This is a genomic window from Marinobacter gelidimuriae (assembly GCF_000372805.1).
GTDB classification, from domain to species: domain Bacteria; phylum Pseudomonadota; class Gammaproteobacteria; order Pseudomonadales; family Oleiphilaceae; genus Marinobacter; species Marinobacter gelidimuriae.
Genome location: NZ_KB889886.1, coordinates 37,668 through 50,239 on the forward strand (window position 1 = coordinate 37,668; position 12,572 = coordinate 50,239).

At 57.1% G+C, this 12,572-nt stretch carries 12 protein-coding genes; 2 read left to right on the forward strand and 10 right to left on the reverse strand.

Features of this window, described 5'->3' with window-relative positions:
* Window positions 1-25 precede the first annotated feature (25 nt).
* From A3OI_RS21115 to A3OI_RS0109745, 10 genes are all read right to left on the reverse strand, one after another.
* On the reverse strand, window positions 26-1,411 hold the full coding sequence (locus A3OI_RS21115) for an efflux RND transporter permease subunit (protein ID WP_018404086.1): 1,386 nt from the start codon (window positions 1,409-1,411) through the stop codon (window positions 26-28).
* A 7-nt stretch (window positions 1,412-1,418) separates the two neighbouring features.
* A complete protein-coding gene (locus tag A3OI_RS23810; protein ID WP_026224116.1) occupies window positions 1,419-1,604 on the reverse strand; it encodes a hypothetical protein in 186 nt (61 codons plus the stop codon).
* Window positions 1,601-1,999, reverse strand: a complete 399-nt coding sequence (locus A3OI_RS19795) for an efflux RND transporter periplasmic adaptor subunit (RefSeq protein WP_228702940.1) — start codon at window positions 1,997-1,999, stop codon at window positions 1,601-1,603. Before A3OI_RS19795 ends, A3OI_RS23810 begins: the two co-directional genes overlap by 4 nt.
* Window positions 2,000-2,125: 126 nt before the next feature.
* Entirely contained in the window at window positions 2,126-3,469 is a 1,344-nt protein-coding gene (astB, locus tag A3OI_RS0109715) for an N-succinylarginine dihydrolase (protein WP_018404087.1), read from the reverse strand.
* Between the two features lie 65 nt (window positions 3,470-3,534).
* The gene (astD, locus tag A3OI_RS0109720) at window positions 3,535-5,010 is read right to left on the reverse strand and encodes a succinylglutamate-semialdehyde dehydrogenase (protein ID WP_018404088.1); all 1,476 of its coding nucleotides are present in this window, start codon (window positions 5,008-5,010) and stop codon (window positions 3,535-3,537) included.
* A 33-nt stretch (window positions 5,011-5,043) separates the two neighbouring features.
* On the reverse strand, window positions 5,044-6,117 hold the full coding sequence (gene astA / locus A3OI_RS0109725; RefSeq protein WP_018404089.1) for an arginine N-succinyltransferase: 1,074 nt from the start codon (window positions 6,115-6,117) through the stop codon (window positions 5,044-5,046).
* A gap of 65 nt (window positions 6,118-6,182) precedes the next feature.
* Window positions 6,183-7,199 (reverse strand): arginine N-succinyltransferase, encoded by a 1,017-nt coding sequence (locus tag A3OI_RS0109730; protein ID WP_018404090.1) that lies wholly within the window; start codon window positions 7,197-7,199, stop codon window positions 6,183-6,185.
* A 20-nt stretch (window positions 7,200-7,219) separates the two neighbouring features.
* Window positions 7,220-8,434 (reverse strand): aspartate aminotransferase family protein, encoded by a 1,215-nt coding sequence (locus A3OI_RS0109735; RefSeq protein ID WP_018404091.1) that lies wholly within the window; start codon window positions 8,432-8,434, stop codon window positions 7,220-7,222.
* Window positions 8,435-8,511: 77 nt separating this feature from the next.
* The gene (locus tag A3OI_RS0109740; RefSeq protein ID WP_018404092.1) at window positions 8,512-9,963 is read right to left on the reverse strand and encodes an exonuclease domain-containing protein; all 1,452 of its coding nucleotides are present in this window, start codon (window positions 9,961-9,963) and stop codon (window positions 8,512-8,514) included.
* Between the two features lie 23 nt (window positions 9,964-9,986).
* Window positions 9,987-10,577 (reverse strand): phenylacetic acid degradation protein PaaY, encoded by a 591-nt coding sequence (locus A3OI_RS0109745; RefSeq protein WP_026224118.1) that lies wholly within the window; start codon window positions 10,575-10,577, stop codon window positions 9,987-9,989.
* Window positions 10,578-10,928: 351 nt separating this feature from the next.
* On the opposite strand from A3OI_RS0109745, the gene paaF reads away from it, so the two are divergent.
* Together paaF and paaG are read left to right on the forward strand one after the other, a co-directional pair.
* Entirely contained in the window at window positions 10,929-11,702 is a 774-nt protein-coding gene (paaF, locus tag A3OI_RS0109750) for a 2,3-dehydroadipyl-CoA hydratase PaaF (protein WP_026224119.1), read from the forward strand.
* Window positions 11,703-11,780: 78 nt separating this feature from the next.
* On the forward strand, window positions 11,781-12,572 hold the full coding sequence (gene paaG / locus A3OI_RS0109755; protein WP_018404095.1) for a 2-(1,2-epoxy-1,2-dihydrophenyl)acetyl-CoA isomerase PaaG: 792 nt from the start codon (window positions 11,781-11,783) through the stop codon (window positions 12,570-12,572).

Sequence of the window (12,572 nt, forward strand, 5' to 3'; positions counted from 1 at the left end):
TTCAAACAGCCAGCCGGAAAACGAATCAGGCCGGTGAGTTGTCCGGTTCGGCTACCGGCACTTTGATCAGCAGCGAGCAGACCGCAGGAATCATCAGCAGGGTCAGCACGGTAGACGCCAGCAAGCCGGAGATAATGGCCCAGGCCATGGGTGGCCATAGCGTAGAGCTGCTGAACGCCAGCGGCAGTAAACCCGCCACCGTGGTAGCGGTGGTCAACAGAATGGGCCGGGTGCGTTGTTCTACGGCCTTGCGCACGGCGTTAAAAATGTCGTGGCCGTTATCCAGTTCCCTATCCATCACGTCCAGCAGCACAATGGCGTTATTCACCACAATACCCACCAGAGCAATCACCCCCAACAATGACTGAAAACCAAAAGGCGAACCGCTCAGCACCAGCCCCGGGAATATACCCACGGTGGCCAACGGCACGGTCAGCAGAATAATCCCCACCCGGCGGAAGGAATTAAACTGCAACAGCAGAAAGAATAACAACAGCAGAATACCGATGGGCGCAGCCTTTAGCAGCGCGCTGTTAGCGTCGCCCGAACCTTTGGCATCACCGCCCAGCTCCAGCCGCGTACCCGGCGGCAAAGGGTCGGATTCCAGCGCACGATTCATGCCGTCCAAAGCCTGGCTAAAGCTGAACCCGGTGACCAGGTTCGCCGCTACTGTATTGATTGGTACACCATTGCGGGAATACATCACCGCCGCTTCCCAACGGGTGTCTACCGAGGCCAGCGCCGCCAGCGGTATGGCGTCACCCTGGCGGTTGTAGATGTTCACCGACAGCAATCGTTCCAGGGAAATGGCCGTGCCCTCGCGGGAACGCAACACCAGCGGAATAGGGTCGTCTTCCAGCGCCAGGGTAATCTGTTCATCGCTGTCGCCGTCTAGCTCAACCCGGGACAAGCCGCTGATATCACCCAGGTTCTGTTTTAGCCTCTCGGCCACTGCGGTCAGCTCGGTAACAGAGGGCGACCCCGCCACTGCTAGCACAATCGCCGGAATGTCAATCAAACGGTCGTCTAGCGCCATCAATCCAACATCGTCAGGAAAATCCCGGCGTGCCCGGTCCATCGCCCGGCGCACACGGTCCCAAGCCGGATCGGTTTCATATATCGTGTCTTTCAGGCGCAAGCTCAGCAGCGCTACGCCGGTGCGAGCAATGCCCTGGCTGTAATCCAGTTCCTCCACTTGCCGCAATTCGTCGGTCAGCGGTTGCAGCACCAGGCGCTCTATATCCGCGGCGCTGGCACCGGGATAAACCACCGACACAAGGCCCGCTCGATAGGGGAACGATGGGTCCTCCTGGCGCGGCATGGTGCTGTAAGCGGCAATGCCCAAAAGGCACAGCATGGTAACAACCATGCCCAGCAGGCGTTGAAAACTCAGCAGGCGGCGGGTGGTCAAGGCGTTGCTATCCTTCTACAGGCTGAGTGCGCACAGCTTGCGCCGCTTCAATTACGGTGTCACCGGAACTGGCAGCGGCGTTTACGTTACGTATCACCGCCAGCAGCGGCACGGTTAAGGCCGCGGTGGTTTGCGGGGTTATGCCCACTTCTACCGGCATACCTGCATTAAGGGTGTTAGCCGGAAGGTTCACCAGCAGCGGTTGCAGCTCGCCACGAATGGCACCGGCCTGGGCGGTGGCAACACTGGCCTTGAGGCAATCTGTTCCAGCGCCTGTTCCGACACCACACCGCGCTCGCGCAGGCTGCTAGCGCGCTGCCATTCGCGTTGTGACTGTTGATAGTTGGTGGCCAATTCATCCAGGCGAGCGCTGGCAGAATCCCGCGCGGGCACCAGGGCGGGACTGTAAATACGCGCCAGCACATCGCCGGCCTCTACGGTTTGGCCCAATTCCACTTTACGCTCGGTAAGGGTTCCGCTGAGCTGAAAGGTTAACGTTGCGCGCTGGCTGGCACGCACTATGCCGGCAAAGCGCAGAGATACCGCGCGAGCATCGCCGCCTTCAACCGCCGCGGTGCGCACATGCACAACTGCCGGGCCTGAAGCTGTTGTTGTAGTGACAGTCTCACCCGTTGATTTTGAACACGCCGCAGCCGTTAAAGCCGCAACCATCAGCAACGCCATACGCAAATAAGGTCGCACCATGGGTGTTTTTTATCCCCGTTGAAAATCGTAAATCGACCCCAGGCTCAGAATGCCGGTAAGTTCGTCCAGCGCTTTTTGTACTTCCTGCAGCAACATGGGATCGGCCAGATCCTGTTGGCTGAGCCTGTCACGATAATGGGCTGCTACCCAGTGAGTCAAACGCTCGTATAAAACATCCGTTAGAATTACGCCCCGGTGCATGGCCGCCCGCTCTTCATCATTCAGTACTATCCGCAAGCGCAGGCAAGCCGGCCCTCCGCCGTTACGCATAGACTGCTTTACATCAAACACTTCCACCGCGGTAATCGGTCCGCCGCTGGCCACCAGTTTGTCCAGATACTGGCTCACGCTAGCCACTTCGCGGCACTCGCCCGGCACCGCCAGCAGCATGCCGTTGTCGGTGTTGAGGAGTTGGCTGTTAAACAGGTAAGACGAAACTGCATCGGCCAGAGGCACTTCACTGTCGCTCACCCGCACCGCTTGCAGCTCACATCCGGTCAGGCGCTCGCGAATTTCGTTGAGCGTGGAGTTTTCATTCAGAAACGCCATCTCGTGATAAAATAAGGTGTTGCCATTACCGACCGCAATCACGTCGTTGTGGAACACACCGGCGTCAATCGCCGCCGGGTTCTGCTGGGCAAATACCACGCCTTCATCGCGCAAATTGTGCAGCCGGGCAATGGCGTGTGACGCCTCAAAGGTCTGCCGCGCAGGGAAGCGCTTGGGCGCCTTCGCCTTATCATTTAACGCACGCTGGCCATACACGAACAACTCCACCCCGGGAGCACCGTAATCGCTGCAAAGACGGGTGTGGTTGGCCGCGCCTTCATCACCAAAATGACTCACCGCTGGCAGCGCCGGGTGGTGGGTAAAATGGCTTTGGTCGCTGAATATGGACTTTAAAGCACGGCCGGTGACCACGTGCTCAATGGAGCGATGGAACTTGGCACCCAGGTTGGCCGGGGTGAAATGCACCCGCCGGCCGCGGGTGTCGGCGCTGGGCGAAACCGTGGCTGCATTCGCTGTCCACATGGCCGCAGCGGAAGACACCGCCGCCAACAATTCCGGAGACTTTTTTAGCACCTGCGCCAGAACGTCTGCGTCGTTGCCGCTAAAGCCCAAAGCACGCAAGGTCGGCAAGTGCGGGCGTTCGTGGGGCGGCAACACGCCTTGCACATAGCCCCGGTCAGCAAGCTGCTTCATTTTCGCCAGCCCCTGCAGGGCCGCTTCTTTGGGATTAGACACCGCACTGACGTTGGATTTCGATGCCACGTTGCCCCAGGACAACCCGGCATAGTTGTGGGTGGGCCCCACCAGCCCGTCAAAGTTGGCTTCTCGGGCATGATTTATCATTTTCAATGATTCCATAGCAGATGGCCCTGAACGGGCCTTGAATAAACGTCGATGTGCTACCCGGATCAGTCGAAGTGAAGCCCTGGTGCCAGAGTGCCTGGCAGCTCGCTAGCGTTGGCTTCTAGCGACGCCATGGGCCAGGCGCAATAGTCCGCTGCGTAATAAGCGCTGGCGCGGTGGTTGCCACTGGTTCCAATGCCACCGAAGGGCGCTGCACTGCTGGCGCCGGTTAACGGCTTATTCCAATTCACAATCCCGGCTCGAGTTTCTTCCAGCAGGCGCTGGTACAGTTTTTTGTCGTCCGTCAAAATACCCGCCGCCAAGCCAAAGTGGGTGTTATTGGCCAGTTCCAGAGCATCCTCAAAGCTCTTGTAACGATATACGGTCAGTAATGGCCCAAAGTGCTCGCCATCCTCCAATTCCAGACCGGTAGCGTCTATTATGCCAGGCGATAACAGACCGGTACCGGCTTTAAGCTGCTTCATTTCCAACAGTATTTTTGCGCCCTGCTCAACCATCTGCGCCTGCGCTGCCAGCAATTTCTCTGCCGCCGCGGGCGAGATAACAGCGCCCATAAAGGGCTGGGGCTCGGCGTCAAATTCAGCCACCGACAACCGGTCGCTTACGTCCACCAAACGCTCAAGGAACAAATCGCCTTTGCTGCCTTTCGGTACCAGCAGGCGGCGGGCGCAGGTGCAACGCTGGCCGGCGGATATAAACGCCGAGTGAATGGTGTGGTGCACGGCGGCGTCCACGTCGCTTACATTCTGCACAATCAACGGATTGTTACCGCCCATTTCCAGCGCTAGAATTTTCTCCGGCTGGCCGCCATGCTGTTCGTGCAAGCGATGGCCCACGGCGGAACTGCCGGTAAAGAACAGGCCATCCAGCCCCGGGTGCGCGGCCAGTCCTTTTCCAGTCGCGGCGGCGCCTTGCACCAGGTTGATCACGCCGTCTGGCAGCCCGGCGTTTTGCCACAGGCGTACCGTGAGTTCAGCCACCGCCGGGGTCAGTTCGCTGGGTTTGAAAATCACCGTATTACCCGCCAGCAAAGCGGGCACAATGTGGCCGTTAGGCAGATGCCCGGGGAAGTTGTAGGGGCCAAATACCGCGACCACACCGTGGGGCCGGTGGCGCAGCACCGCATGGCCAGCGGCCACCTCAGATTCACGGGTGCCGGTGCGCTCGTTGTAAGCCTGTTCTGAAATACCGATTTTACCGATCATCGCCGCAACTTCGGTGCGCGACTCCCACAGCGGCTTGCCGGTTTCCCTGCCTATTAATGTGGCTAAGGCCTCTTTGTTGTCTTCAAGCAATTCCCCAAAGGCTTTTACAATGCCAAGGCGCTCATCAAAGCGGGTGTTGCGCCATACACGGAAGCTTTTGTGGGCGGCGCGCACGGCTGCGTCTACGTCTTCTATGCCAGCGGCGCTGCCGTTCCAGATCGTTTCGTCCGTTACCGGGTGCAGGGATTCAAATTCATCGCCGTGGCCGACGTGCCAAAGGCCATCAATGAACAGTTCACCTGTCAGGTTGATCATGGTTTTGCACCTCACTTAAACAATGTGTGTTCGCTATTGGGGGGCTTTTAATGAATGTATGGGCAGCGGGCCGCTGTCTTTCAAAGGCGCCAGGCGCACTGTGTCGCCGGCCTGAACCTGAAGTGCTGCAGCAACGTCTTGCGGCAACGCAATGGTGTCGGCGTCTACGCAGGTAAGCGGCAGTGTGGTCGCACGGAAATGTCGCATCGAACGGTTAGCCACAATAACGCGATCGGTAACGGGCACGTCGGTGGCCACCGGTGTGTCAGTAATGGTGACCGTGCGCTCAACCGCTTCGCGTACCGTGCGGATATTGTCGATAAATGTTTCCACCACCGGGCCTCCGTCAAAAATATCCACCAGCCCGTTGAAATTAAAACCCTCCGCCTGGAGCATATTCAACGCCGGCGCCGTATTAGCGTGCACGCAGCCAATCACCGAGCGGGCGGTGCTTGGCAGCATCGACAGATAAATCGGATATTTCGGCATCAACTCGGCAATAAAAGATTTATTGCCCATGCCAGACAGACGGTCGGCTTCGCTGAACGCCATATCAAAAAACTTGCTGCCCAAAGCGTCCCACAGCGGGTTATTGCCCTCGGCATCACTCACACCCCGCATTTCCGCGAAGATTTTCTCAGAGAACTGTTTGCGAAAGTCGTCCAGAAACAAAAATCGGCAGCGGGACAGCAGCAGGCCGTTGCCACCGCCTTTGTGGGTATCCGCCAGCAACAGCGAGCAAATTTCGCTTACGTCGGTCATGTCATTGGACAGTTGCAGCGTTGGCGTTCGCACGTGTACACCCAGCTCCCGCGAGGCATTCACGGTAACGCTCAGGCGATAGTTGTAAAACACCTCATCGCGGCCAACTCTGGCCTGTATACCGCTTATTCCGACCGCTTGGCCTGTTGTGGTGTCTTCAAGAGCAAACAGATACAGCGCCGCTTCGGGGGCGCAACGCTGGTTAAAACTGTTTCCCGCCAGATCGATTTTCTTCTGCAACAGGCCACGGTCTGCCGGCAGCGAGGTCAGGCCCTTGCCCGCCTGTTCCGCCATGGCGTACAGGGCATCAAGGTCGCGATCAGCCAATGGGCGTATCAGCAGCATGGTCGCAGCTCTCCATTAATAAATGGCACTCATGACGGCGTTCACAATGACACTCACAAGGGTGCTCATAATGGCAATCCGCGCACGCTGTCACCGGTGTTGCCACCCAGGCGGCGCCAGGTGTCTATCGGAACTTTCAAGGCGGCGTCCAGCATTTCCCCAACCGGGGTCAGCGTGCAACAAAAGCGCTGGCCTTCGCCTGCCGCCAATAACCATAACGGGCCGTCAGCATCGACGCTGCCGCGAAGAATTTTTCGGCGGCTGGCCGCAATACTGTGCAGGCTGTCGGTGCGCGCTTCAAACACCGGACCACCGTCAAAAATATCCACGTAGTGGCCGGCACTAAAGCCTTCTCTTTGTAACAGCTCCAGATTGCCGACCGTTGCCGGATGGGCTTCGCCCAGAGCCTGCTGCGCGGCTTCGCTGAGCAGAGTTACATAAATGGGGTTGGGCGGCATCAGCTCGGCAATAAACGTTTTGCTCAGCTGCGCGGAGTGCCGGTCGGCGGTGGCAAAATCCATATTAAAAAAGTGCCGGCCCAGGCTGTCCCAGAATGGCACAGTGCCGTCGCTGTGCTGTATGCCTTGCAGCTCTACCACGGTGCGCGCCGCAAACCACTCTCTATGGCCCGCTATAAACAGTAAACGCGCACGGGAAAGCAGTTCGAATGCCTGGGTGCCGCGAAGTTCCTCGGCGATCACCAGAGAACACAACAGGGTGCAATCGGTCAGGGAGTGGGATGGGTAAAGCGCTTCCACCCGCCGGGAGATACCCAATTCGTGGGAAGCGTGAATCAGCTCGTCGCGGCGGTAATTGTAGAAAGGTTGACCATTGCCGGCACGGGCATCAATACCGGCAACGCCTTTTATTTCATAACTGTTCACTTGTTCCAACACAAACAAAAATCGCGCCGGGTGCTTTGCGCTGTGTTCGCCGGCGAACACAGCGCAGGAATCTTTTATCCGGCCCGCCAGCGCCTCGCGCTCACGGGGCAGCGTAGAGGGCAGCGCCCGCGTGTGCGTCTCGGCGAAAGCCAGTACGGGCTCGATATCTTCCGCTGTTACCGGGCGCACCAACCACATAGGACCTCCGCATTGTTTGATTAGGCGGTGAGTTTCTGCACGGCAGCTTCAAAACGTTTCAGGGCTTCGTCTATATCGGCTTCCGGAATAATCAGCGACGGCGCCAGGCGCACCACGTTGGCGCCCGCTATTAATACCATCACACCTTCGTCCAGACCGGCATTAAGAAAGTCTTTCGCCCTGCCCTGCCATTTTTCGGTTAACACGCAACCCAGCAACAAGCCGGCGCCGCGCACTTCACTGAACACGCCATAACGCTCGCCGATGTCCATCATGCCTTTGCGCAGGTGATCAGATCGTAACTTCACACCTTTCAGAATTTCAGGCTGGGTAATGGTGTCCATGACTTTTTGCGCCACGGCACAAGCCAGCGCGTTACCACCATAAGTACTGCCGTGTGTGCCAACTGGCAAACTGGCCGCGACCTTTGCGGTGGTCAGCATAGCGGCTACCGGGAAGCCGCCACCCAAACCTTTGGCGCTGGTTAGAATGTCTGGCACCACGTCATACATTTCGTAAGCGAAGACGTAACCGGTGCGCCCTGCTCCGCTTTGCACTTCGTCAAACACCAGCAGCGCGTCGTTCTCGTCGCACAACTGCCGCAGGCCTTGCAAAAACTCTTTTGTGGCCGGCATCACACCGCCCTCACCCTGAATGGGCTCAACCACAATTGCGCAGGTTTTTTCTTTGGAGATCCGTTTTTTTACCGATTCCAGGTCGTTAAACTCGGCGTGCTGAATGCCGCCAGGTGCAGGCTCGAACCCTTCCAGATACTTGGGTTGGCCACCTACGCTAACGGTAAACAGGGTGCGGCCATGAAACGCATTTTTGAACGCGATGATTTCATGTTTTTCAGCACCTGTGTGTTCCCAGGCGTAACGCCGCACCAGCTTAAAGGCAGCTTCGTTGGCTTCGGCGCCGGAGTTGGCAAAAAACACACGCTCGGCGAAGGTGTGGTCACACAAGGTTTTGGCCAGCCGCAACGCGGGTTCGTTGGTCATCACATTAGACAGGTGCCAGATTTTCTGGCTCTGCTCTTGCAGCGCGCTCAGCAGGCCAGGGTGCGAATGGCCCAGGCAGTTAACCGCAATACCGCCTTGCAGGTCGATGAATTCGCGACCTTCCTGATCCCATATTCGCGACCCTTTCCCGCACACCGGCACAATCGTTCCGGGGGCGTAATTGGGCACCATAACGTCGTCAAACAACTCGCGGGATACACGGTCTTTGTTCATTGGTTCTCTCGATGGTATTCGCAATTAACTAACGCATAAGTTAGCACGAATACACGGCTGAAATAATACTACGCCGGTTACGGCATCAGCACATCAGGCTGCGCTAAAGCCGGCAGCGGCTGTATACGGAATTGCCCGCTGTCTTTACCCAACAGGGCTTTGGCCAGAAGTTTGTAAGAATCCAGATCAAAATTGACCGCCTGACCGCCCAGCGACAGCGAATCCAGTTCATGGTCATCGTGAACCGTGGCAACGTGCACCCAGTTGTACACCACCAGCACGTCGGTTTTATGGCTGATTTCGTTGCGCTCGATAATCGCCACCGGCCCTTTCCATGGCCAGGTTTGCAGGCGCAGGCTGTGAAACGCAATTTGCATGCGCAAATTATAACGCAGAGGATCTTCGCGGCCTTCGCAGGCACCCTGGCAGCGGCCAAGCGCACGCTGAAAACAGGGGCCGCTGTGCTCTGGTTCCAGGCCTAACAGGCGATTGCACAGTTCGTTTTTTGCAGCAATACCCGCTAACGCCCGCTCGGCGTCGCGTTTGCTGCGAAACAGGCCGTAATAGTCGCCCAGCCGGCCAGGGTCTATTTCCCGTATCAGCCGCGCTTGCAGATAGCCTTGGGCGTTTGTGGTCAGCTCTATGCTCACCAGATTCTTGGCCGCCCGCGAGCGTCGGTTGAACAACGGCTTCAGACCTTTGATCTGCTTCAACTCCAGCAACAACGCCCCCAGCTCGCCGGCGGTTTCGGTCCAGTCAACACGGCGCAGGCTTTCGGAAATTCGCACACCGCGGGTTGAATTGTGATCGCCGGAAAAGTGCGAGGCCACCCGCTGCGCGATGTTGGTGCTTTTGCCCACGTACAAGAGCGCATCGTTCTCGCCGTAAAACCTATAAACACCGGGCCCGCGAGGCAGTTCCTGCAATGTGTCTAAAGGCAGGTGGGAGGGAATGCTCGGCCGCTGTAGCAACTCGCCTATGGCGGTTTCCAACGTGTCTTCGCCTTGCTGCGCCAAGGCATGCTCAAAAAATCCGAGCATAGCAGCAACGTCTCCCATCGCCCGGTGGCGCTGCACCTGTTGCAAGCCATGGCGCTCAATCAGCGCGTCCATATTATGGCGCCGAAACTCCGGGTATAGCCGGCGCGACAGCTTCACCGTACACAACACTTTGGCCACAAACATTCGCCCCAGCCGGCGAAATTCGCCTTTCACAAAACCGTAATCGAAGCGCGCGTTATGGGCCACAAACACCACGCCGTCCAGGCGTTGCTCCAGCTCGTCAGCAATGTCCTCAAACAGAGGGGCATCCGCCACCATGGCATTGGATATGCCGGTCAACTGTTCAATGAAGGGTGAAATGCGGGTTTTCGGATTGACCAGGGTTTGCCACTGGCCCACACATTCACCTGCTCGCCAGAACTGGATGCCGATTTCAGTGATGCGATCAGTAGCCACGCTGCCGCCGGTGGTTTCAAGATCCAGAAAGGCGAAAGTGGTGGTTTTCAGGTGCTGTGATGGTTGGGGCATAGGCTCTCGAGTTATTTACGAATTCACCGGTCTTTCAAGCTGTGCGAACCCACTCTCAGCTGAGGCCGGTCTTCATCAATTTCAACCAAGGGCGCACATTCTTTGATGGTTTCCAGGCAACGCTCGGTTAACGCCTGATACTCGCGTGTACCGCTTTGCTTCCAGCCCACTTCTTTATCACTCAACTGCCGCAGCACTTTGGCCGGCGACCCCACAATCAATGAGGCTGGCTCACACTCGAAACCCGCTTTTACAAAAGCGCATGCTCCTACAATAGAGCGTGCTGCAATAACAGCCTCGTCCATTATAACGCTATTCATACCCACCATTGCGTCCTCTTCAATGGTGCAGCCGTGCAATATTGCGCCGTGTCCCACGTGACCATTACGACGAACAATCGCGTCTCGGCCCGGAAACGCGTGAACAACGCAACTGTCCTGCAAGTTCGAGCCTGCCTCCATAACAATGCGACCGAAGTCGCCACGTAAAGATGCACAGGGGCCAACGTAACAACTCGCACCCACGTGTACGTCGCCTATAAGCACCGCCGTTGGATGAACGTATGCGGATGGGTGCACCACTGGCGTAACCCCGTCAATTTGGTAACACGGCATAAAACTACCCTCACAAAGTCGTTGTTTTTAACTTACATACTATTTTATGTATCAAAACATGCCGCGAATAAAAAACACACTCACCTGAACGCCAATGTTTATTTTACAAGCGCTGATAGCGAAAGCCGAAACACAGAATACGCATAAAAATCAGAAATCTGTGGATACCACGACACCGATAAATGAAACGTGATACAAAAATTCATCATCTTCACCCTTGACCGGTATCAATTAAAACCTATACTCTTTCGTTAAAACAAACAAGGTAAAACACCGCTGTAAAGAACCGCCCGACAGCTACAGGCTCAGGTTCTGGCAAATCAAAAATAATGAAATACCGAGACCATAATGATGCCGCAGATACTGCTATCAGAAGGGCCAAGTAACGGCGTTCGCCTTCTAACACTTAATCGTCCCGAAGCTCTCAATGCGCTCAATACCGCACTGCTCGAGGCGCTGAGCGAACAACTCGATATTGCAGAAACCGACCCTGAAACCAAAGCCGTCGTTATTACCGGGAGTGAGCGAGCGTTTGCCGCCGGTGCCGATATCAACGAGATGGCCTCCCGCGATGTTGTTGGAATGCTGGAAGACCCCCGTGTCCAGCACTGGGCGCGCATCGACCGCTTTGTTAAACCGCTGATTATCGCCGTGAACGGGTTCTGCCTGGGTGGCGGCTGTGAGCTCGCAATGCGGGGCGACATTCTTATTGCCGGCACCAACGCCCAGTTTGGTCAACCTGAAATCAACCTCGGCATTATGCCCGGCGCCGGCGGGACCCAGCGCCTGGTGCGAGCGGTGGGGCAATCATTGGCGATGCAGATGGTTCTCACCGGGGAAGCTATCGGCGCCCAAAGAGCCCTCGCAGCCGGTTTAATCACCGAAATCTGCCAACCGGAACTTACGGTTGAACGCGCCATGGCGATCGCCACCACGATTGCTTCCAAAGGCCCTATTGCGGTGCAGCTGGCGCGCGAGTCGGTGCGCCGCGGTGCAGATATGGACCTTGCTGCCGGCCTGCGATTTGAGCGTCACGCGTTTACCATTCTGGCCGCAACAGAAGACCGCCGCGAAGGTCTGGATGCGTTTCGCAACAAGCGCAAGCCCCAGTTCAGCGGACGCTGATCTCGCTCAAACAACGATCAAACAACGATCAACTGCCCGATTACACACGGGCGCCAAAGCTACGAAAAGGACTATTCCATGACCGAGCAGAGCGTGCTTCTCGATATTGACCAGGGGATCGCCAAAGTTACCCTGAACCGCCCAGACAGCCTTAATAGCTTTAACGTTGAGATGCACAAACAGATGCGCGCCGCGCTCAAAAGCATTCGCAACGATGCCTCTGTGCGGGTAATGCTGTTGACCGGTAACGGCCGGGGTTTCTGCGCCGGCCAAGACCTGTCTGACCGCACCGTCAAACCGGGCGCGCAAGTACCGGACTTGGGTATATCCATCGAACAGTACTACAACCCGTTACTGCAAGCCCTGCGGGACCTGCCTATGCCGGTCATCTGTGCCGTTAATGGCGTAGCCGCGGGCGCCGGCGCAAATATCGCGCTGGCCTGCGACATCACACTTGCGGCTCGTTCCGCCAACTTTGTTCAGGCCTTTTGCAAAATAGGACTTATTCCCGACTGCGGCGGTACCTGGACCCTGCCGCGCGCGGTCGGAATGGCTCGTGCCAAAGGCCTGGCCTTATTGGGTGGAAAACTGAGCGCCGAAAAAGCGGAACAGTGGGGCATGATCTGGCAGTGCGTAGAAGACGATGCCCTACAAGATGAAGCCATGAAGCTGGCCCGCCATTTCGCCACTCAGCCCACCAAAGGCCTGGCAATGATCAAGCGGGCCCTGCACGCGAGCGCCAATAATACGTTTGAAGAACAGGCATTGGTCGAGCGTGATCTGCAGCGCCTGGCCGGCCGCAGCGATGATTACCGTGAAGGCGTTTCCGCCTTCACGGAAAAACGCGCCCCCAAATTCACAGGAAAATAA